The organism is Micrococcus porci, assembly GCF_020097155.1.
GTDB lineage: Bacteria > Actinomycetota > Actinomycetes > Actinomycetales > Micrococcaceae > Micrococcus > Micrococcus porci.
The window spans coordinates 1,840,434-1,860,714 of the sequence record NZ_CP083691.1; the positions used below are offsets into that span (position 1 = coordinate 1,840,434).

The following is a 20,281-nucleotide window of genomic DNA, read 5'->3' on the forward strand; positions in this document are numbered from 1 at the left end:
CCCGCCTGCGCCTATTACGTCGCATGGGTGTGGCGTAATCTGACGGTCGAGAGCACACGGCGCGCGGCGTCGTCGTGCCGAGAACGCCCAGGGGCCCGGACGGGCCCGTCCCGATGTGAAGGCAGGAACGCCATGACCGAAACCCCCGCCGAGTTCGCCGAGTACGCCCACCCCGAGAAGCTCGTCTCCACCCAGTGGGTGGCGGACCACATCGACGACGAGGGCGTGGTGGTCCTCGAGTCGAACGAGGACACCCTCCTCTACTCCACCGGCCACATCCCCGGCGCCGTGAAGATCGACTGGCACACCGAGCTCAACGACCCGGTCTCCCGCGACTTCGTGGGCCCCGAGGCGTTCGCCGAGCTCGTGGCGTCCAAGGGCATCGGCCCGGACACCACCGTGGTGTTCTACGGCGACAAGTCCAACTGGTGGGCCGCCTACGCCCTCTGGGTGTTCACCCTCTACGGCCACCGCGACGTGCGCCTCATGAACGGCGGCCGCGACAAGTGGATCGCCGAGGGGCGCCCCACCACCCGCGAGGTCCCCGAGGTCACCCCCGCGCCCTCCTACCCCGTGTCCCAGCGCGACGACGCGACCGACCGCGCCGCCCGCGAGGACGTGCTCGCCGCGATCGGCTCCACCCCCCTGGTGGACGTCCGCTCCCCCAAGGAGTACACCGGCGAGACCACGCACATGGACGGCTACCCCCAGGAGGGCACCCTGCGCGGCGGCCACATCCCGACCGCCGCCTCCGTGCCGTGGGCCAAGGCCGCCAACGAGGACGGCACCTTCAAGTCCCGCGCCGAGCTGGAGGAGATCTACAAGGAGGGCGCCGGCCTCGGCGAGTCCGACTCCGTGATCGCCTACTGCCGGATCGGTGAGCGCTCCTCGCACACTTGGTTCGTGCTCAAGCAGCTGCTCGGCTACGAGAACGTGCGCAACTACGACGGCTCCTGGACCGAGTGGGGCAACGGCGTGCGCCTGCCCATCGCACTCGGCGACGAGCCGGGCGAGGCCCCCGCCCGCTGAGCCGGCGGAGACCGTCCGGGCCGCCGCCGGGCCGGCCCCGGCCCCGTCCTCGACGGCGCCCGTCCCCTCTCCCGGGGCGGGCGCCGTCGTCGTCGGTAGACTCGGGGACCATGACCGACACCGCCGTGCCCGCGAACCTTGCTGAGATCGTCGACGACTTCGCCGGGGTGCCCGACCCGCAGAAGCTGGAGCTGCTCCTGGAGTTCTCCGACGAGCTGCCCGCCCTGCCCGAGCGCTACGCCGGGCATGAGGACGAGATGGAGCAGGTCGTGGAGTGCCAGTCCCCGCTGTTCCTCGCCGTGGAGCTGGAGGACGGGGCCACCGGCGACGACGCCGTGGTCCGCCTGTTCATCTCCTCCCCGCCCGAGGCCCCCACCACGCGCGGCTTCGCCTCCGTGCTCACCCAGGGCCTGGACGGATGCACCGCCCGGCAGGTCCTCGCGGTCCCCGAGGACATCCCCTCCCGCCTGGGCCTGCAGAAGGCCCTGACCCCGCTGCGCCTGCGGGGGATGTCCGCGATGCTCGGCCGCATCAAGCGCAACGTGCGCGAGCAGGCCGGGATCGCCTGAGCCGATGGGCCGGAGGAAGGCCGCCGACGCCGCCCACGGGGCCGCGACCCCCGCGATCCGGGCCCTCGTGGATGCGGGCGTGCCGCACCGGGTGCTGTCCTTCGACGTCCACCTCGACGCCGTCGGCGAGCGGTTCGGCGTGCAGGCCGCCAAGGCGCTGGGCGTGCCGCCCGAGCGGACGTTCAAGACGCTGATGGTGGCGCTGCCTGACGGCTCGCTCGCGGCGTGCTGCGTTCCCGTGTCCGGGCAGCTGGACCTGCGCGCCGCGGCCACGGCGCTGGGCGTGAAGAAGGTCGCCATGGCCGACCTGGCGGTCGCCGAGCGGCGCACCGGGTACGTGCGCGGCGGGATCTCCCCGCTGGGGCAGCGCCAGCGGCATCCCGTGGTCGTGGACTCCTCCGCCCTCGACGGCGACGTCCTCTACGTCTCCGCCGGGCAGCGCGGCCGCGACCTCGAACTCGCCCCCGCCGACCTCGTGGCGGTGACCGATGCCGTGGTGGCGCCGATCGCCGCGCGCTGAAGCGTGCGCTCAGGCGGTGCGGGACTGGCGGCGCACGCCGGCGACGCGCTGGGCCACGGTGATCAGGGAGGCCAGCGCGAGCAGGCCGAGGACGGCCGTGAGCACGGCGGACGGCAGGCCGAGGCCTGTGAGCCCGGCGAAGACGAGGGTGACGATGAGGCGCTCGGCCCGCTCGGCGATGCCGCCGGCGGCCGTGAAGCCGAGGGACTCGGCCTTGGCGCGCGCATAGGAGACGAGCATCCCGAGCGCCAGGCAGACCCCGGCCAGGACGCCGACGGCCGGGTGCGCCCCGACGCCGAACCCCCACCAGGACAGCGCGAGGAAGATCGCGGCGTCCTGGACGCGGTCCAGGGTGGAGTCCAGGAACGAGCCCCAGGGGCCCGTCGTCCCGGCCTCCCGCGCCATGACCCCGTCCAGCACGTCGGAGAACACGAACAGCGTGATGACGATCGTGCCCCAGAAGAGGTGGCCGGCCGGGTAGAGCAGCAGCGCCGCGGCGCTGACGCCCACCGTGCCCGCCACCGTCACCGCGTCCGGGGTGACTCCGGCCCGCAGCAGGCGACGGGCCAGCGGCGTGAACAGGGCGGTGGTGGTCCCCCGCGCGCGGCGGTCCAGCATCAGGCGTCCGCCCGGGGGGCCTGCGCCGCGGCGGCCGCGTTGCGGGCGCGGCGCTCCGCGTGCTCGGCCAGGGCCTGCGGCCACACGTCCGCGAGGATCTCGCGGGTCTGGCCCAGGGTCTGGGACATGTTCTTCGTCTGGGCGATGATCGGCAGGAAGTTCCCGTCGCCGGTCCAGCGGGGCACGACGTGCTGGTGCAGGTGCGCGGCGATCCCGGCCCCGCCGGCCACGCCCTGGTTCATGCCCAGGTTGTAGCCCTTCGGGCGGGTGGCCAGCTCGAAGGCGATCATGGCGGTCTGCGCCAGGTCGGCCAGCTCCGCGGTCTCCTCCGCCGTGGCGTCCGTGTACATGGGGATGTGCCGATACGGGCAGATCAGCAGGTGGCCCGGGTTGTACGGGAACAGGTTGAGGATCACGAAGCACGTGGCGCCGCGGTGCACGATCAGCGCGGACGCGTCGTCCCGGCCGGGTGCGGCGCAGAACGGGCACGTGTCCTCGTCCTTCACCTGCTCCGGGCCCTTCTGGATGTAGGCCAGCCGGTGCGGGTTCCAGAGCCGGTCGAACGCGTCCGGCGTGCCCGGCAGCTCGAAGCCGTCCAGTGCCGCCGCGTCCGCCGCGGGGTCACCGTAGGGGCGCTCCCCGGCGGGGGCGCCGTCCGCGGAGACCTCCGCGGCGTCGTCGTGCGGGGTGGTGGTCACGGGGTGACCTCGCGCTCGCGCACCGCCTTCACGATGCGGGCGACGGCCTCGTCCACGGGCACGCCGTTGTCCTGCGATCCGTCCCGGTAGCGGAAGGACACGGCGCCGGCCTCGGCGTCCTCGCCGCCGGCGATGAGCACGAACGGCACCTTCTCCTTGGAGGCGGTGCGGATCTTCTTCGGGAAGCGGTCCGAGGATTCGTCCAGGCGCACCCGGATCCCCTCGGCCTTCAGCGTCGCGACGACATCGGCCAGGTAGTCGTTGAACGCCTCGGCCACCGGGATCGCGACGACCTGCTCGGGCGCCAGCCACGCGGGGAACGCGCCCGCGTAGTGCTCGGTGAGCACGCCCAGGAAGCGCTCGATGGAGCCGAACAGGGCACGGTGGATCATCACCGGGCGCTGCCGGCTGCCGTCGGCGGCCTGGTACTCGAGGTCGAAGCGCTCGGGCAGGTTGAAGTCCAGCTGGATGGTGGACATCTGCCAGGTGCGGCCGATCGCGTCGCGGGCCTGCACGGAGATCTTGGGTCCGTAGAACGCGGCGCCCGCCGGATCCGGGACCAGCTCCAGGCCGGAGGCCTCGGCGACCTCGGCGAGGGTGCGGGTGGCCTCCTCCCAGATCTCGTCCGAGCCCACGAACTTCTCCGGGTCCTTGGTGGACAGCTCCAGGTAGAAGTCGTCCAGCCCGTAGTCCTTCAGCAGGTCCAGGACGAAGTTCAGCGTGGTGGTGAGCTCGTCCTTCATCTGCTCGCGGGTGCAGTAGATGTGGGCGTCGTCCTGGGTCATGCCGCGCACGCGCGTCAGGCCGTGGACCACGCCGGACTTCTCGTACCGGTACACGGAGCCGAACTCGAACAGCCGCAGGGGCAGCTCGCGGTAGGAGCGGCCGCGGGAGCGGTAGATCAGGTTGTGCATCGGGCAGTTCATCGGCTTGAGGTAGTAGTTCTGCCCCTGCTTGGTGATCTGCCCGGTCTCCGGGTCCCGCACCTCGTCGATCTGCATGGGCGGGAACATGCCGTCCGCGTACCAGTCCAGGTGGCCGGAGACCTCGTAGAGGTGCTGCTTGGTGATGTGCGGGGTGTAGACGAACTCGTACCCGGCGGCGGCGTGGCGCTTGCGGGAGTAGTCCTCCATCTCCTTGCGGATGATGCCGCCGCGCGGGTGGAACACGGGCAGGCCGGAGCCCAGCTCGTCCGGGAAGGAGAACAGGTCCAGCTCGGCGCCGAGCTTGCGGTGGTCGCGGCGCTCGGCCTCGGCCAGGCGCTCCTGGTAGGCCTTGAGGTCCTCCTTGGTGGGCCAGGCCGTGCCGTAGATGCGCTGCAGCTGCTTGTTCTTCTCGTTGCCCAGCCAGTAGGCGGCCGCGGAACGGGTCAGGGCGAAGCCGTTGCCGATCAGCTTGGTGGTGGGCAGGTGCGGGCCGCGGCAGAGGTCGCACCACACGGCGTCGCCGGACTTGCGGTCCACGTTGTCGTAGATCGTGATCTCGCCCGCGCCGACCTCGACGGTGGCGCCCTCGCCGGCGGCCTCGGCGTCGTCCTTCTTGCCGAGCAGCTCCAGCTTGTAGGGCTCGTCCGCCATCTCGGCGCGGGCCTCGTCCTCGGTGACCACGCGGCGGCGGAATGTCTGGCCGGACTTGACGATGCGCTGCATCATCTTCTCCAGCTGCTTGAGGTCCTCGGGGGTGAAGGGCTCGGCGACGTCGAAGTCGAAGTAGAAGCCGTCCGTGATGAACGGGCCGATGCCCAGCTTGGCGTCGGGGCGGAGCTCCTGCACGGCCTGGGCCATCACGTGGGCGGTGGAGTGGCGCAGCACGTTCAGGCCGTCCTGCTCGGTGATGTCCACGGACTCGACGGCCTCGCCCCCGTGCAGCTCGCGGGAGAGGTCCCAGAGCTGGCCGTCCACGCGCATGACCACCGTGGTGGGCTGGTCCTTGAACAGCTCGGCGCCGGTGATCGCGTGGGTCACCTCCCGCATCTCACCGTCGACGGTCAGCAGGATGGGGTTCGACTCGCTCACGAGGTCTCCTTCTCGGGGTCAGGCTTCATGGCCGATGGCATACGGGGGCCACCGCCAGCCGCGGACCATTCTAGGCGCGCCGCGGCCGGCGGGGTCCCGGGGCGGGTCGGGACCCGGGAGGGTCAGGACTCGGGCGTGGGCAGCAGCTCCCACGTCTCCGGGTGCGGCACGGGGATCGGCCGGGACGAGGGCGCCGGGGCGGGGCGCTCCACCGCGGCGCGTTCCCGGCCCACGGCGACGTCGGCCCGGACCTTCACCGGCCAGCCCCCCGTGGAGTGGTGGGGGATGTCCGGCACCGCCCCGACCGGCGTCTCCCCCCGCCGGCGGGCGGCGGCGGCCCTGCGGTCTGCGGCGAGCCAGGCCCGCCACTGCTCGCGTGTGGCGTCCAGGTAGTCCGGGTCCGGCAGGCGCTCCGGGCGGTGCAGGTCCCAGGCCCGCACGCCCTGGACGGACACCGCCCGCGCCCCGGTGCGCCGGACGGTGCCCTCGATCAGCAGCAGCCGGGCGGAGAAGAGCATCTCCCCCGAGGCGTGCTGGGCCTCGGTGAAGAAGGACGCATCCACGCAGCCGGTGCCGTCGTCCACGGAGACGAACACCACGCGCTTGCCCGAGCGCATCGGCGGGGTCTGCGTGGCCACCCGTACCCCGGCCACGAGCACCCGGGACTGGGAGCGCAGGGAGAGCAGGTCCTCCGCCCGGGTGACGCCGAGCGCGTCCAGGTAGGGGGCGTGGGAGTCCATCAGGTGCGCCGTGACGTCCAGGGCGGTGAGGTCCAGCTCCGTGCGCACCGCCGCGTCCCGGCTGGGTTCCGGGAACAGCGGCGTCAGGGCGGTGAGCTCCGTGTCCGGCACGTCCAGGGCGAGCTGGCCGTCCACCTGGCGGGGGCGGGCGGTCCGCGAGCGCCGCGCGGTGCGGCCGGGGTCGGTGGAGCGGGTGGCGGAGTGCTGGAGCTCGAGGTGGTGGACGAGGTCGGTGCGGGAGGCTCCGCCGGCGGGGAGGAGGGAGTCGAGGGCGCCGAGCTGGGCGAGGCGTTCGAGGCTGCGGGCGGTGGGGCGGGCGCGGTCACGGACGTCGGCGAGGGTGGCGTAGGGGCGGCCGGCGTCGAGGCGGTCGACCTCGGCGGCGCTGAGTCCGGAGAGGCTGGTGAGGGGCAGGCGGATGCCCCAGCGGCCGGGGGCGCCGGTGGCGGGGTCGGTGGTGGGGTCGGCGCCGTCGACCTCGGGGTGGGAGGGGACCCATTCGACGTGGACGTGGCGGGTGGAGGCGTTGACGTCGACGGGGAGGACGGGGATGCCCATGCGGCGGGCCTCGGCGACCATGAGGCGGGCGGGGTACATGCCGGGGTCGTGCTCGAGGACGGCGGCCATGAAGGCTTCGGGGTGGTGGGTCTTGAGCCAGGCGGAGTGGTAGGTGGGAACGGCGAAGGCGGCGCCGTGGGCCTTGCAGAAGCCGAAGGAGCCGAAGGCGTGGAGGGTGTGCCAGACCTCGTCGACGACGTCGAGGCTGTAGCCGTTCTCGAGGGCGGCGGTGCGGAAGAAGGTCTCGACGCGGTGCTCCTCGGGGCCGCCGACGAGGCGGCGGAGCTCGTCGGCGCGGGCGAGGCCGCAGCCGGTCATGACGTCGAGGGTGCGGAGGACCTGCTCGTGGAAGACGGTGACGCCGTGGGTCTCGGCGAGGACGGGCTCGAGGTGGGGGTGGGGGTAGTGGGCGGGGGCCCAGCCGTGGCGGTGCTCGAGGAAGGGGCGGACCATGTCGGACTGCATGGGGCCGGGGCGGAAGAGGGAGATGTCGACGGTGAGGTCGTTGAACTCGCGGGGTTCGAGCTTGCCGATGAGCTCGCGCTGTCCGGGGGACTCGATCTGGAAGCAGCCGAGGGTGTGGGTGGTGCGGATCATGGCGTAGGTGGCGGGGTCGTCGAGGGGGACCTGTTCGAGGTCGATGCGCTCCCCCGTGGTGCGTTCGACCTCCTGGAGGGTGTAGGCGATGGCGGACTGCATGCGGACGCCGAGGATGTCGAGCTTGAGGAAGCCCATGGGGTCCATGTCGTGCTTGTCGAACTGGCTCATGGGGAGGCCCATGCCGGAGGGCTGGACGGGGGTGCGGTCGAGGAGGGCGGCGTCGGAGAGGATGACGCCGCAGGGGTGCATGGAGATGTGGCGGGGCAGGCGGTCGAGGCGTTCGGTGAGGTCGACGAGGAGGTCGAGCTGGTGGCGGCCGGCGGCGCGGCCGGCGTCGATGCGGGCGGCGAGGGAGGAGAGCTCGGGCATGCGGTCGAGGGCGTCGCGGAAGCTGGAGGCGGAGAAGCGCCAGAGCTGCTTGGCGATGCCGTCGACCTCGTCCTCCTCCATGCCGAGGACGAGGCCGGCGTCGCGGACGGCACCGCGGGCGCGGTAGGCGTTCTGCATGCTCATGAGGGTGGTGCGCTCGGCGCCGAAGCGGTCGACGACGGCGCGGTAGATCTCGTGGCGGCGGGCGGACTCCACGTCGATGTCGATGTCCGGGAGGGTGGAGCGGGCGTCGGAGAGGAAGCGCTCCATGATGAGGCCGTTGGCCATGGGGTCGACGTGGGAGATGCGCAGGGCGTGGTTGACGAGGGAGGAGGCGCCGGAGCCGCGGGCGGCGACGCGCACGCCCATGCCCTCGATGAGCTCGACGACGGCGGCGACGGTGAGGAAGTAGCCGGCGAAGCCGAGGCGGTCGATGATGCCGAGTTCCTGCTCGGCGCGGTCCTGGAGGTCGCGGGCGGCCTGGGTGGTGCCGGGCAGTCCGGCGCCGGTGTGGAGGTGGGGGTAGCGGGCGGCGAGGCCGGCGCGGGTGCGTTCGCGCAGGACCTGGCGGGGGTCGCCGACGGTGCCGACGACGGAGGCCTCGGGGACGCGGGGGCGGCCCCAGCCGAGGTCGGTCTCCGGGTCGAGGGCGCAGGCCTCGGCGAGGGCGCGGGTGGACTCGAGCAGGGCGGCGGGGTGCTCGTCGGCGGCGTGGGCGATCTCCGCGGCGAGGGCCTCCATGGCGGCGGTGGGCTTGAGCCAGCCCTGCCCGTTGGGCTGGAGGTCGTGGACGGCATCGAGGGCGCTGAGGGCACGGACGGCGTCGAGGACGTCGGCGGTGGCGGCGCCGTCCGGGGCGGCGTAGCGGACGGCGTTGGTGAGGATGGGGGCCACGCGGGCGGTGCGGGCGGTGCGGAGCATCTTCACGGCGTGGCCGGTGTCCAGGCGCCGCCCGGGGGCGGAGAGGTGGCTGACGACCTCGGCGCGGGTGGCTCCGGCGGGCAGGGCCGCGCGCCAGCGGCGCAGGGCGGCCAGGCCGGCGGCGGTGCGGCGGCGCGCGAGGTGGCGGCCGACGTCGGAGTCCGGGCCGACGAGGACGAACAGCTCGGGCGTGGGCGGGTTGCCGGGGTTCGCTCCGGTGGGGATGGGGCCGGCGGCCGCGGCGGCGACCTCGGCGACGAGGACCCAGGGGGCGCCGCCGGCCGCTCCCCCGGCGGTGCGGGCGTGGGCGGCGGAGACGAGGCGGCAGAGGGCGCGGTACCCGGTGCCGTGGCAGCCGCCGCGGGCGAGGACGACGACGCGGCCGGCGGGCTCGTCCTCGTCCCAGCGGACGGCGAGGTCCACGCCGACGATCGGGGTGATGCGGCGGGCCAGGCAGGCGCCGACGTGCTTGACCGTCCCGTACAGGCCGTCCCGGTCCGTGCAGGCCAGGAGGTCCATGTCCGCGGCGGCGGCCGCGGCGGCGAGGTCCGCGGGCCAGCTGACGCCGTGGTGGGCGCTGAACGCGGAGGCCACGTGCAGGTGCGGGAAGGCGCTCATGCGGTGCGGCTCAGGGTGCGCTCCTGGGCGGGGGCGTGGACGCGGACCAGGCGCCACCGGCCGGAGTCCAGGTGGTGGGCGAGGTCCACGGTGCGCACGGGGGCGTTGCCGGCGCGCGCCAGGCGCACCTGGAGCCGCCAGATCTCGTGGTCCACGAGGCCGGGTCCGCGGCCCTTCTCGGCGCGGGCCTCCTCGGCCCACCAGCGGCGGCGCTCGAACCAGCGCAGCGGGCGCTCGGCGAGCACATACTCCCGTCCCTCCCAGTGCAGGCGGGCGGGTGCGCCCTGACGGTCGCGTTCCACGGCGACGGACTGCGTGAAGGTCCCCATCGTTCTCTCCCGGTGTTGCGGTCGCGGTCGACCCCGCCGATGGCGCCGACGGAGCTCGGGGTGCGGCCACCCGGGGGGAAGGACCGGGAGGGGAAGTCGCGGGGAAGCAAGAGGACCTGGAAGGGGCCCTCGACAGCCGCACGCCCACCGTACTCGAACATGTGTTCGAATGCGATGGGCTCAGCGTAGGGAGGGAGCCGGACGCGTTAAGCGCACGGCGGGGGCGGCGGGGTCAGAGGGCGGGCAGGGTCGCGGCGGCGCGCCCGGCCATGGGTGGGTGACGTGGCCCACAGTGCACCACGAGGGGGCCCACCACGGCACCGGTGGAACCCCCGGCGGTCACCGGGGGTTCCACCGGTGGGTGCGAGGGTCAGGCCTTCACGTAGGGCGGGAAAGGGACGGGCGTGGCCAGCGGCTGGCCCTCCGGGTTCATGTCGATCCCGAGGTCGCGGGCCCAGACGATGCGGGTGGCGCCGGCGTACACCGACGCGTTGCGCTCGTCGAGCTCGAACACGCGGGCGCCACGCAGGGTGTGCTGGTCCCAGGTGCCGTCGTTGAGGCCGTAGGGGTCGAAGCCGGTGCCGGGCGCGTAGCCGAGCTCCACGCCGTAGTAGTCGCCGGTGTAGGTGTTGATGTGGTCGTGGCCGCAGTAGATGCCCTTGACCTCACCGCGCTCCTTGACGGAGGCGTAGACGCCGGAGTTGACCAGGCCGTGGTAGACGTCCTCGTGCTTGACGCCGGTGATGCGGTGGCGGCGGACGGCCTCGGCGTGGTCGGAGGCCTCCTCGGCGGCCTGGGAGGCGTGCCACATCATCTCGTGCTCGAACGTGGGGATGTGGCAGAACATGAGACCGGGGGTGCGCCTGCCGAAGCGGGCCTCGGTGGCGGCGGAGGCGTCCTCATACCAGCGGATCTGGGCCGGGCGGATCCAGTCGTAGGACTTCAGGCCGTCCGTGGACTGGCCGTGGGTGTCCGCCTCGGAGGCGTAGCGGCCGGAGTCCAGCAGCCAGATCGCGAAGGCCGGGGCGGCGCCGCGGGAGCCGCGCACCAGGATCTGCGCGTTGGTGTGGCCGGGGACACCGTCCATCTTCGGCGGGTTCACGTTGTGCTTGTACTGGCGCACGAACTCGAGGAGGCGATCCTCGGTCATGGAGGTGCCGTGCTCCTCCACGGAGTCCTCGTCGTGATTGCCGAAGGTGACGGCCCACTTCACGCCACGGGACTCCATCGGGGAGACGAAGTTGTTCAGCCCCTGCTTGACCTGGACGTCGGTGGTGGGTGAGCCGTCGATGACGTCGCCGTTGATCAGGGCGAAGTCGGGCTTCTCCTGGTCGAGCACCTTCCCCATGAACTCGATGGTGCGGCGGTCGGCGGCGTGCCCGCCCTGCGTGTCATTGAACTGGACGATCTTCATGCGACGCGTGGCGCCGAATGCCAGCGGCATGGAGGCGCCCTGCGGGTGGCGCCCACCACGGGCCTCGGCCGGGACGGCCTGCGCGGCGGTGCCGGCGATCACGCCGGCGGCGGCCAGCGCTCCCCCGGCGAGCACGCCGCGGCGGGAGGGAGCGGTCGAGGTGGAGTGGGTCTCGGACATGGGGCGGTTCCTTCCGTCGATGCGGCGACGGCGTGCCCGCCGCCGCGCCCGACGGTAGGAGCGGGAGGTTGCCCGGCCGTGACCGGGCCGTGGCGGGCACCCGGACGGTGCGGTGAACGGTTGCCGCGCGGGTGGCGAAAGGTGGACGGAGGCGCGACGCCGTGACCACGTCGACGGTGACGCCCTGTGGACGAACACAGCGGACCGGGCCGGTCTGTGCCTAGACTGCGCCTGGGCGTCACCGTCACGGGGACGGCACCCGCTGTGGGATCAGCGGGGACGCCCGAGGACGTCTTCCTGAGGAGGGGACCATGACCCTGCCCGCACCCCGGCGCACCCTGCGACGCCGTCGACTCGCCCGGACGGGCGCCCTGAGCGGCGCCCTGCTGCTGGCCCTCACCGCATGCGCCGGCGGCGGTGCGGACTCCGGCGCGTCGTCCGCGTCCACCACTACGACGGCGCCCGCCGCCTCGTCCACGTCCGCGGCGGCGTCGAGCTCCACCGGCGGGGCGTCGGCATCGGAGTCGGACGCAACGACCTCTGGCGCAGCCGGTGAGTACGTGCCGGCCTCCTCGAAGGGGCCCGCGCAGAACGTCCCGAAGCCGGTCATGCCCGCCGCGGTGAAGGAGAACACCCCCGAGGGAGCCGAGGCCGCGGTGAAGTACTGGTGGGAGGCGGTCAACTACCTGCAGCAGACGAATGATCCGGAACCGCTGAAGTCGATCTCGATGGAAGAGTGCAATTTGTGCTCCGCTCACATCAAGACAATCAAGCGCATCTATGGCGATGGCGGATGGGCCACCGGGGAAAACTTCGCGGTCAATTCTGTTTCCATGGAAAAGAAGAAAGACTTCACTCTGGCGACAGTTGCCATCTCGACCGATGACTCCGCCACCTTCAACGCCGACGGCGTGAAGGTCGACCAAGCTCCTGCTGACGCCGGCACGGATGCACCGTGGGGTGTCCTCCTAAAATTTGACTCCAACAAGGGTCAATGGGTGGTCCGGGAGGCGGAATATGACTTCCAGGAGGGGTGACTTCCCCGCATGCATGGCGGTCTTGTTTGCGCTTATTTTTCTTGTCTCCGCAGTCACTTTAGTGACTCCTTCCCAGGCGCATGCCAGCAGCTGCGACACCGCGGGGCGCAAGGCCCAGCTGACCGACGACTCCTTGATAGTGGGCCAGCGTTGTCATAAATCGAGCATCGCCGAAATCGTTGGGGATGGCCTTGCCGACGACCAGGAGAAATCTGCCAAGGCGACATCACCCACCACCAAGGTCACCACCCTCCAGAACGCCTGCTATGAGAACCTTCCCGAGCCGGGCTTCGAGAACTGCGCCACCCAGCAGGAGCTCATCTGCGGGGACCAGAACGTGGCCTGGCTGCAGCCGAGCACCAAGGACACCGCGCGTCCGGAGGACGCCCCCGTCAAGGGGGACGCCTTCTGCGCCGACGGATCCGCCGCCCCGTCCGCGCCACCGCAGCCGTCCCGCCCGGCCGTGAGCATCGACGACATGGGCGAGGTGATCGCCCCCGAGCCCCGGATCCTCGCCGACACGGACGGGCGCGGCGTGCGCAACGCCGAGACGAACTTCTACTCGCCCGAGGCTGTCCGCCACGAGACCGCCGTCATCGACGGCGTCTCCGTGGAGATGCGCCTCACCCCGGTGTCCTTCATCTGGGACTACGGGGACGGCACCGCGCCGGTCACCACGGACGTCGGAGGCAATCCGCAGGACGGGTTCGACGTCCGGACGCCCACCAGCCATGTCTACGACGAGACCGGCACCTACGAGGTCACCCTCACCACGGTCTACACCGGTGAGATCCGCTATCCCGGACAGGGTTGGGAAGCCGTCCCCGGCACCATCCGGCGCACCGCCACACCCGTGACCGCAGACATCTGGACCACGTCCACACGCAACGTCGCCGACGACTGCTCCGCCGACGCCTCCGCCTGGGGCTGCGCCGGTCCCGTCGAGGCGCCGAACGGCGGCTGACGCCGCGGGCCCGTCGCCACAGCCACGGGCCCGGACCGCGAGCGCGATCCGGGCCCGTGGGCAACCCCTCCGGGAGACCTGCTCAGAGCAGGGCGTCCTGGACCTCGGCCGGCGGTGCGATGAGCTCCGGGCCGTTGTTCCGCACGTTCCCCACGGCCCGGCCCACCGGGCGCAGCTCCCAGCCGCGGGCGACGTCGTAGGCCTGGGCGGTCATCTCGTCCACCAGGGCGGCGGCCTCGTCGGCGGAGCCGAGCTTGTCAGGACTCAGCCAGGAGTCCATCGCGGCGGGCCCCATGGGCATGGGCAGGCGGTCATGCAGGTCGGCGAGTTCACCGAGCACGCCGGGCTCGTCGTCGGCCGGGGACGGCATGGTCAGGATCGTGGTGGAGAGCACCCACGGATCGTCCCCGCGGGCCTCGGCACCGGCATCCTTCCACCACTCGTAGAGCCCGGCGAACCAGATCACGGGGCCCTCGCCGTCGCCGCCGCCGGCCGGGTGGACGTAGAACGGCTGCTTCACCGCGGCCTTGCCGTCCGGCCCCGTGGACCCCGGTTCGGGCGCCTTCCACTCGTAGTAGCCCTCCACGGGGACGGCGCAGCGGCGAGCGCGCACGGCCGAGCGGAACGTCGGCTTCGACGTGACGGTTTCGGACCGGGCGTTGAACGCGCGGGACCCCACGGACAGCTCCTTGGCCCACGTCGGGACCAGGCCCCAGCGGGCGACGTGCAGCTCCCGGCGCACGACGCCGGCGTCCTCGCGCTCCAGGAGGATCGGGACGTCGGCGGTCGGCGCGACGTTCCAGTTCGGGCGCAGCTCCAGGCCCTCCTCGGGGAGCAGGCCCCCGCCGAGGGCCACCAGGTCACCGGCCGCGCGGGCCATCACATACCGTCCACACATGCGCCCGAGTCTAGGCACGGGGCAGCGACGTCCTCGCTGTCCGTGCCGCGCACGAAGACATGTGACACGCCGTGCGTCTCGCGCACGAAAACGGGCAACACGCCGTGCGTCTCGCGCACGAAAACGGGCAACACGCCGTGCGTCTCGCGCACGAAAACGGGGGCAGGAGCCGATGTGGACGGGGAGCTCTCCGCGCCTCACGGGCTGTCCCGCCCGGCACGGCGTGATGGGATGGATCCACCAACGGACATCCCCACGACATTCAGGAGGACAGCGTGTCCCAGAAGGTCCGCGGCGTCGTCGCCATGGCGAAGGACGCCCCCGTCAGCATCGAGACCATCGTCATCCCCGATCCGGGACCCGGCGAGGCCGTCGTCGACATCAAGACCTGCGGCGTCTGCCACACGGATCTGCACTACGTGCAGGGCGGCATCGGCGACGACTACCCGTACCTGCTCGGCCACGAGGCCACGGGTGTGGTCTCCGCGATCGGCGAGGGCGTCACCCACGTGGAGGTCGGCGACACCGTCATCCTGAACTGGCGCGCCGTCTGCGGCGAGTGCCGCGCCTGCAAGAAGGGCGAGCCCAAGTACTGCTTCAACACGCACAACGCGTCGCAGAAGATGACCCTCGAGGACGGCACCGAGCTCTCCCCCGCCCTGGGCATCGGCGCGTTCGCAGAGAAGACCCTCGTCCACGCCAAGCAGTGCACCAAGGTCGACGGCGTGGACTCCACCGAGGAGCAGGCCGCCGTCGGCCTGCTCGGCTGCGGGATCATGGCCGGCATCGGCGCGGCCATCAACACCGGCGAGGTCAAGCGCGGTGAGTCCGTGGCCGTGATCGGCTGCGGCGGCGTCGGCGTGGCCGCGATCGCCGGGGCGAAGCTCGCCGGCGCCACCACGATCATCGCTGTGGACATCGACGCCAAGAAGCTCGCGAAGGCCGAGGAACTCGGGGCCACCCACACCGTGAACTCGAAGGACGAGGACCCCGTGGAGGCCATCCGCGCGCTGACCGGCGGCTTCGGCGCCGACGTGGTCATCGAGGCGGTCGGCCGCCCGGAGACCTACGAGCAGGCGTTCTACGCCAGGGACCTGGCCGGCCGCGTCGTCCTGGTGGGCGTGCCCACCCCTGGCATGGAGCTGCAGCTGCCCCTGCTGGAGGTCTTCGGTCGCGGTGGCGCGCTGAAGTCCTCGTGGTACGGCGACTGCCTGCCGGAGCGTGACTTCCCGATGCTCGTGGACCAGTACCGTCTGGGCCGCCTGCCGCTGGACGAGTTCGTCACGGAGACCATCGCCCTGGACGAGGTGAACGAGGCCTTCGAGACGATGAAGTCCGGCGATGTCCTGCGCTCGGTGGTGGTGCTCTGATGGCGCGCATCGATCACCTGGTCACCTCCGGCACGTTCTCCCTGGACGGGGAGACGTTCGACGTGGACAACAACGTGTGGATCGTCGGCGGCGCGGAGCAGTGCGTCGTCATCGACCCGGCCCACGACGCCTCGGCCGTCTGGAAGAAGGTGAACGGCCGCCAGGTGCTGGCCATCGTCCTCACCCACGGCCACGACGACCACATCCGCCAGGTCCAGGAGTTCCGCCAGATGGTGGACGCCCCCGTGCTGCTCCACCCCGCCGACCGCATGCTCTGGGACGACGTCTTCCCCGACGAGGAGCCCGACGGCGCGCTCGCCGAGGGCGACGTCCTGCGCGTGGCCGGCGTCGAGCTGCGGGTGCTGCACACCCCCGGCCACTCCCCCGGCTCGGTCTGCCTGTACGCCCCCGCCCTGGGTGAGGCCGGCGACGACGGCGCCCCGACCGGCGTCGTGTTCTCCGGCGACACCCTGTTCCAGGGCGGGCCCGGCGCCACCGGCCGCTCGTACTCGGACTTCGACACGATCATCGAGTCCATCCGCGAGCGCCTGTTCCCGCTGCCGGAGGCCACCGTGGTCCACACCGGCCACGGCGACTCCACCACGATCGGCACGGAGAAGCCGCACCTGCAGGAGTGGATCGACCGCGGCCACTGAGGACGCGCCGAGGTGGGGAAGAATGGTCCCCCGTGACCATCCTCCCCGCCTCGCCCCCTCCCTCCGTGATCCTGCTCGGCGGCGCGTCGGGCTCCGGCAAGTCCTACCTGGCCCGGCGCCACGGCCGGCCCCACCTCTCGCTCGATGCGTTCTACCGTCCGCAGTCCGACGACGGCGCCGCGGGCGGGCCCGGCCCCGTGTTCCCGCGCACCCCGTACGGCGAGATCGACTGGGACCACCCCGGAACGTGGGATGAGCAGGCGGCCGTGGACGCCGTCGTCGAACTGCTCGAGGAGGGCGCCACGCGCGTGCCCGACTACGACATCTCCACGTCCTCCGTCCGCGGGCACAGCACCGTCGCGCTCGAGCCGGGCGGGGTGATCGTGGCGGAGGGCATCTTCGCCGAGCGCATGCCCGCGGCCCTCGACCGGGCCGGGGTCGGCTACGCGGCCTGGTACATCGACCAGGCGCGGACCACGACGGCGGCCCGCCGGTTCGTGCGCGACGTCGCCGAACGCCGCAAGCCGGTGCCGTTCCTCGTGCAGCGGGGCTGGTCCCTGTATCGGACGGACGCGGCGCGCCGGGCGGCGGCCGTGGCGGCCGGCTTCACCCCGCGGCGCAAGCGGGAGATCATCGCCGACCTCACGGCCTGACGGCCCGCCCGCAGCCGGGCCGCCCGTGCCCTCAGCCGGAGGTGCCCGCGCCGAGGACGGCGAGCTGCTCGTCCACGACCTCGAGCCCGGCGGCGGCCGCCCACGCCGTGTACTCCTCCCGCAGGGCCGCGGCGAACGCGGGCACGCTCACCCCGGGGCGCACGTCCTCGGCCGCGCCCGCCGTGCGCGGGTCCATGCCCAGGCCGAGCTCCCGGTAGACGTCGACGAGCACGGCCCGCAGCGGGGCGGGGTCGGACACCACCACGTGGGTGGAGAACAGGAACGCCCCCTTCACCACGCGCTGCGCGGAGCCGGCCAGCTTCACCGGGTAGGCCGGCGCAGGACCCTGCACGGAGAACTCGCCCGGGCAGTACTCCCCCGGGATCTCGCCCACGGAGGCGGGCACGCCCATGCGCGCGAACGCCCGCACGAACAGGTCGGCGAACTCCGCGAACCGGGCCTGCTGCGTGAGCGTGGCGTCCTCCTGCTGGCTCAGGTGGTCCACCACCAGGCAGCCGTGGTGGTAGGCCGCCGCCCGTCCGCCGGCCCGGCGCACCGCCGGCTCGAAGCCGTGGGCCCGGGCCGCCGCGGCCGCGGCCTCGAAGCCGGGCAGCCGCGCGTCGCGCTGGCCGAACGCGACCGTCGGTTCGGGCACGTAGACGCGGATCAGGTCGTCGAGGGCCCTCCCCTCGGCCGCGGCGGCGCGGAAGACGGCCAGCTCGCCCATGGCCCAGTCGAGGTCGTCAGCGGCCCCGAGGGTCCGTTCCTGCACGGCCCAGCGCAGCCGGGGAGCTGCGCTCACAGGCCGCCCTCGACCGGCCAGGAGCGCAGGGTGAGGGTCTGCTCGACGTGGGCGAACGGGCCGTCGTCGTCGTGGAGGACGGTGCTGGTCAGGCCCACGCCGTCCGGGCCCACCGTGACCTGCCCCGCGAGGCCGAGCCAGGGGCCGGTGGGCTCGCGGTACAGGTGGATCTGCAGGTCCACGTTGGGGAAGAACCACCCGCCCGGCTTCGCCGGCAGGGCCGGGGCGATCCCGTTGGCCGCGTCGGTGAGGCTGATCAGGCGCACCAGGTCGCTCGTGCTCTCCCCCGCCACCATCTCGCGGTCCGTGGTGAGCCACACCCGGCCGTGGCCCGGCCCGTGGCCGGGCAGGATGACGCCGTCGAGGGAGGCGATGTACCCGCCTCCCCATCCGTGGAGCGCGTTGTGCGCCTGCGCCTGCGAGCGCGGCGGGAGGGGCTCGTCCGGCAGCTGGGCGACGGCGGAGGTGTCCGAGGTGGACAGCAGCCAGGCGCGCAGCGTCAGCACGGTGCGGCCCCGGGCGTGAAGCACGGACTCGACGAGCTCGATGGTGCGGCCCGGGCGCAGGGTGCGCGTGACCACCTCGAGCTCGCCCGACCAGAGCGTGCCCAGGATGTCGTAGGAGAGCCGTCCCACCCGCAGCCCGGGGGTGGTCTCGTGCGCGGCCACCTCGTGCAGCAGCAGGCCCGAGACGGCGGCCATGTGCATCTCCTCTTCCCGCCATGCGCCCTGAGCGTGCACGGTGGAGCGCACGCGGGAGGTGCGGACGCCGTCGGCGTCCACGGTGGGCTCGCCGAGGCGGACGTAGAAGGCCAGGGGATCGTCGGCGACGGAGGTCGCGGGGGTGGAGGTGATGTCGGTCATGGGCCGAAGTCTGCCAGAACGACGACGACGGCCGGTGACGTCCCCGCGGGGATGTCACCGGCCGTCGTGGCGTGGGCCGAGCCGGGGTTCAGCGGCGCATGACCTTGCGGGCGATGCCGTTGCCGATCAGCTGCAGCGCCTGGACGAACACGATCACCACGATCACGGCCAGCCAGGTGACCTCCGGACGGAACCGGTTGTAGCCCTCCACGATGGCGAAGTTGCCGACGCCGCCGCCGCCGATGATGCCCGCCATCGCGGACATGTCCACGAGCGAGATGATCACGAACGTGAAGCCGAGGATCAGCGGGCCGAGGGCCTCGGGCAGCACCACGGTGCGCACGATCCGCATGCGGGAGGCGCCCATCGCGCGGGCGGCCTCGATCACGCCGGGGTCGAGGGAGACGAGGTTCTGCTCCACGATGCGGGCGATGCCGAACGTGGACGCCCAGATCATGCAGAACACCACGGCGGTGTTGCCGATGCCGCTGCCGAGCACCGCGATGGTCAGCGGCTGCAGGGCGGCGATGAGGATGACGAACGGGATGGGCCGGATCAGGTTCACGACGAAGTTCGTGACCAGGTAGACGGCACGGTTGGCGAAGATGCCGCCCGGACGCGTGGTGTAGAGGACGAGCCCGACCAGCAGGCCGAGGATGCCGCCGAGGATGAAGGCCCAGCCGACCATGTAGAGGGTGTCCCCCACGGCGGTCATCAGCTCGGGGCCGTAGTACCCCCAGTCGAGGTTCTGGAATCGGTCGATCACTGGTGCACCTCCTGCACGTCCCCGGCGCCGGCCAGGTCCGCGACGAACGCGTCCACCGCGGCGGCCTCGCCCGTGAGCGCCACGGTGAGCAGGCCGTACGCGGAGTCCTTGGTGGCGGACATGCCGCCGTGGACGATCTCGAAGCCCACGCCGCGCGTCGAGGCGGTGCCGAGCACGGCCGAGACCGCGGCGGAGTCCTTGAGCGAGACCATGATCAGCCGACCCTCGGTGCGCGCTCGGATGCGGGCCACCTCGTCGGCATTCGGCCGGTCCTTGAGTGCCGTGGCCACGAAGGACGCGGCGTCGGCGGAGTGGGCGGGCCGGGAGAAGAGGTCGTAGACCTTGCCGGTCTCCACCACGCGGCCGGTGTCCATCACGGCGACGCGGTCGGCGATCGAGCGGATGACCTCCATCTCGTGGGTGATGGCCACGATCGTGACCCCGAGCTCCTCGTTGACGCGGCGCAGCACGGAGAGCACCTCGTGCGTCGTCGAGGGATCCAGGGCGCTGGTGGCCTCGTCCGCGAGCAGGATCTCCGGCTCGGCGGCCAGGGCGCGGGCGATGCCGACGCGCTGCTTCTGGCCGCCCGAGAGCTGCTCCGGGTAGTGCTTGGCCTTGTCCGCCAGGCCGACGAACTCGAGCAGCTCCGCCACGCGAGCGCGGCGCGTGGACCGCGGCCAGCCGGCCGTGTCCAGGGCGAACTCGATGTTCCCGGCCACCGTGCGGGAGGTCAGCAGGTTGAACTGCTGGAACACCATGCCGATGCGGGTGCGCAGCGGACGCAGCTTCGCCTCGGAGAGGTGGGAGACCTGCTGGCCCAGCACCGTGACGGTGCCCGACGTCGGCTTCTCCAGCCCGTTGATCATGCGGATCAGGGTGGACTTGCCGGCGCCGGAGAAGCCGATCACACCGAAGACCTCGCCGCGGTTCACGCTGAGCGAGACGTCGTCCACGGCTGTGACGCCGCGGCCCTTCTTGGCGGCGTAGACGCGGCTGACGTGGTCGAAGACGATGACCGGCTCCCCCGGGGCGCCCTCAGAGTGGCGCCCCGGGGTGACCGCGTCACGGTCGGACGAATGGGAACCTGCCATGGA

At 72.5% G+C, this 20,281-nt stretch carries 19 protein-coding genes; 8 read left to right on the top strand and 11 right to left on the bottom strand.

Features of this window, described 5'->3' with window-relative positions; all coding sequences use genetic code 11:
- Nucleotides 1–132 precede the first annotated feature (132 nt).
- The 3 genes from KW076_RS08670 to ybaK all read left to right on the top strand — a co-directional run bounded on the left by KW076_RS08670 (nt 133) and on the right by ybaK (nt 2,118).
- Nucleotides 133–1,029, top strand: a complete 897-nt coding sequence (locus KW076_RS08670; protein WP_224354972.1) for a sulfurtransferase — start codon at nt 133–135, stop codon at nt 1,027–1,029.
- Nucleotides 1,030–1,139: 110 nt separating this feature from the next.
- Nucleotides 1,140–1,598: a SufE family protein gene (locus tag KW076_RS08675; RefSeq protein ID WP_224354973.1), complete on the top strand. Its 459-nt coding sequence runs from the start codon at nt 1,140–1,142 to the stop codon at nt 1,596–1,598.
- 4 nt (nt 1,599–1,602) lie between these two features.
- Nucleotides 1,603–2,118 carry a Cys-tRNA(Pro) deacylase gene (ybaK, locus tag KW076_RS08680; protein ID WP_224354974.1) on the top strand — a complete coding sequence of 172 codons (516 nt, stop codon included), beginning with the start codon at nt 1,603–1,605 and terminating at the stop codon, nt 2,116–2,118.
- 9 nt (nt 2,119–2,127) lie between these two features.
- On the opposite strand, the gene pgsA is transcribed toward ybaK, so the two are convergent.
- The 6 genes from pgsA to KW076_RS08710 all read right to left on the bottom strand — a co-directional run bounded on the left by pgsA (nt 2,128) and on the right by KW076_RS08710 (nt 11,178).
- Nucleotides 2,128–2,736 (bottom strand): phosphatidylinositol phosphate synthase, encoded by a 609-nt coding sequence (pgsA, locus tag KW076_RS08685; RefSeq protein ID WP_224354975.1) that lies wholly within the window; start codon nt 2,734–2,736, stop codon nt 2,128–2,130.
- On the bottom strand, nt 2,736–3,335 hold the full coding sequence (locus KW076_RS08690; protein WP_224356818.1) for an HIT family protein: 600 nt from the start codon (nt 3,333–3,335) through the stop codon (nt 2,736–2,738). The genes pgsA and KW076_RS08690 overlap by 1 nt, the downstream gene beginning before the upstream one ends.
- A gap of 95 nt (nt 3,336–3,430) precedes the next feature.
- A complete protein-coding gene (gene thrS / locus KW076_RS08695; protein WP_224354976.1) occupies nt 3,431–5,449 on the bottom strand; it encodes a threonine--tRNA ligase in 2,019 nt (672 codons plus the stop codon).
- Nucleotides 5,450–5,571: 122 nt separating this feature from the next.
- On the bottom strand, nt 5,572–9,255 hold the full coding sequence (locus KW076_RS08700; RefSeq protein ID WP_224354977.1) for a DNA polymerase III subunit alpha: 3,684 nt from the start codon (nt 9,253–9,255) through the stop codon (nt 5,572–5,574).
- A complete protein-coding gene (locus KW076_RS08705; protein WP_224354978.1) occupies nt 9,252–9,584 on the bottom strand; it encodes a DUF6504 family protein in 333 nt (110 codons plus the stop codon). Before KW076_RS08705 ends, KW076_RS08700 begins: the two co-directional genes overlap by 4 nt.
- Before the next feature lie 370 nt (nt 9,585–9,954).
- Nucleotides 9,955–11,178 (bottom strand): metallophosphoesterase family protein, encoded by a 1,224-nt coding sequence (locus KW076_RS08710; protein ID WP_224354979.1) that lies wholly within the window; start codon nt 11,176–11,178, stop codon nt 9,955–9,957.
- 311 nt (nt 11,179–11,489) lie between these two features.
- Here KW076_RS08710 and KW076_RS08715 point away from each other — a divergent pair, with 311 nt between their 5' ends.
- Nucleotides 11,490–12,215, top strand: coding sequence for a DUF6318 family protein (locus KW076_RS08715; RefSeq protein ID WP_224354980.1), 726 nt, complete (start codon nt 11,490–11,492; stop codon nt 12,213–12,215).
- Nucleotides 12,216–12,276: 61 nt separating this feature from the next.
- A complete protein-coding gene (locus KW076_RS08720) occupies nt 12,277–13,179 on the top strand; it encodes a PKD domain-containing protein (RefSeq protein WP_224354981.1) in 903 nt (300 codons plus the stop codon).
- Nucleotides 13,180–13,261: 82 nt separating this feature from the next.
- Here the strand turns inward: KW076_RS08720 and KW076_RS08725 are convergent, their stop codons facing one another.
- On the bottom strand, nt 13,262–14,077 hold the full coding sequence (locus tag KW076_RS08725) for an SOS response-associated peptidase (RefSeq protein ID WP_224354982.1): 816 nt from the start codon (nt 14,075–14,077) through the stop codon (nt 13,262–13,264).
- A 275-nt stretch (nt 14,078–14,352) separates the two neighbouring features.
- Between KW076_RS08725 and KW076_RS08730 the strand changes: the two genes are divergently transcribed.
- From KW076_RS08730 to KW076_RS08740, 3 genes are read left to right on the top strand one after another with little or no spacing between them, the layout of a single operon-like run.
- Nucleotides 14,353–15,447 carry an S-(hydroxymethyl)mycothiol dehydrogenase gene (locus tag KW076_RS08730; protein ID WP_224354983.1) on the top strand — a complete coding sequence of 365 codons (1,095 nt, stop codon included), beginning with the start codon at nt 14,353–14,355 and terminating at the stop codon, nt 15,445–15,447.
- Complete coding sequence (locus KW076_RS08735; protein ID WP_004167600.1) at nt 15,447–16,103, top strand: MBL fold metallo-hydrolase; 657 nt, start codon at nt 15,447–15,449, stop codon at nt 16,101–16,103. Before KW076_RS08730 ends, KW076_RS08735 begins: the two co-directional genes overlap by 1 nt.
- A gap of 32 nt (nt 16,104–16,135) precedes the next feature.
- A complete protein-coding gene (locus tag KW076_RS08740) occupies nt 16,136–16,756 on the top strand; it encodes a uridine kinase family protein (protein ID WP_017487884.1) in 621 nt (206 codons plus the stop codon).
- A 31-nt stretch (nt 16,757–16,787) separates the two neighbouring features.
- On the opposite strand, the gene KW076_RS08745 is transcribed toward KW076_RS08740, so the two are convergent.
- The 4 genes from KW076_RS08745 to KW076_RS08760 form a co-directional block, all read right to left on the bottom strand.
- Complete coding sequence (locus KW076_RS08745; protein ID WP_224354984.1) at nt 16,788–17,558, bottom strand: lipoate--protein ligase family protein; 771 nt, start codon at nt 17,556–17,558, stop codon at nt 16,788–16,790.
- Nucleotides 17,555–18,421 carry a thioesterase family protein gene (locus tag KW076_RS08750; RefSeq protein ID WP_224354985.1) on the bottom strand — a complete coding sequence of 289 codons (867 nt, stop codon included), beginning with the start codon at nt 18,419–18,421 and terminating at the stop codon, nt 17,555–17,557. The genes KW076_RS08745 and KW076_RS08750 overlap by 4 nt, the downstream gene beginning before the upstream one ends.
- Nucleotides 18,422–18,509: 88 nt before the next feature.
- Complete coding sequence (locus KW076_RS08755) at nt 18,510–19,187, bottom strand: methionine ABC transporter permease (protein WP_224354986.1); 678 nt, start codon at nt 19,185–19,187, stop codon at nt 18,510–18,512.
- A complete protein-coding gene (locus KW076_RS08760; protein ID WP_224354987.1) occupies nt 19,184–20,278 on the bottom strand; it encodes a methionine ABC transporter ATP-binding protein in 1,095 nt (364 codons plus the stop codon). Before KW076_RS08760 ends, KW076_RS08755 begins: the two co-directional genes overlap by 4 nt.
- Nucleotides 20,279–20,281: the final 3 nt, after the last annotated feature.

What these genes read in the sequence shown, in the direction of transcription:
- KW076_RS08675 (WP_224354973.1), top strand. Translation starts at nt 1,140, where the DNA reads ATGACCGACACCGCCGTGCCCGCGAACCTTGCTGAGATCGTCGACGAC.
- ybaK (WP_224354974.1), top strand. Translation starts at nt 1,603, where the DNA reads ATGGGCCGGAGGAAGGCCGCCGACGCCGCCCACGGGGCCGCGACCCCC.
- KW076_RS08725 (WP_224354982.1), bottom strand. Translation starts at nt 14,077, where the DNA reads ATGTGTGGACGGTATGTGATGGCCCGCGCGGCCGGTGACCTGGTGGCC.
- pgsA (WP_224354975.1), bottom strand. Translation starts at nt 2,736, where the DNA reads ATGCTGGACCGCCGCGCGCGGGGGACCACCACCGCCCTGTTCACGCCG.
- KW076_RS08750 (WP_224354985.1), bottom strand. Translation starts at nt 18,421, where the DNA reads ATGACCGACATCACCTCCACCCCCGCGACCTCCGTCGCCGACGATCCC.
- KW076_RS08670 (WP_224354972.1), top strand. Translation starts at nt 133, where the DNA reads ATGACCGAAACCCCCGCCGAGTTCGCCGAGTACGCCCACCCCGAGAAG.
- KW076_RS08705 (WP_224354978.1), bottom strand. Translation starts at nt 9,584, where the DNA reads ATGGGGACCTTCACGCAGTCCGTCGCCGTGGAACGCGACCGTCAGGGC.
- KW076_RS08735 (WP_004167600.1), top strand. Translation starts at nt 15,447, where the DNA reads ATGGCGCGCATCGATCACCTGGTCACCTCCGGCACGTTCTCCCTGGAC.
- KW076_RS08700 (WP_224354977.1), bottom strand. Translation starts at nt 9,255, where the DNA reads ATGAGCGCCTTCCCGCACCTGCACGTGGCCTCCGCGTTCAGCGCCCAC.
- KW076_RS08715 (WP_224354980.1), top strand. Translation starts at nt 11,490, where the DNA reads ATGACCCTGCCCGCACCCCGGCGCACCCTGCGACGCCGTCGACTCGCC.
- KW076_RS08710 (WP_224354979.1), bottom strand. Translation starts at nt 11,178, where the DNA reads ATGTCCGAGACCCACTCCACCTCGACCGCTCCCTCCCGCCGCGGCGTG.
- KW076_RS08760 (WP_224354987.1), bottom strand. Translation starts at nt 20,278, where the DNA reads ATGGCAGGTTCCCATTCGTCCGACCGTGACGCGGTCACCCCGGGGCGC.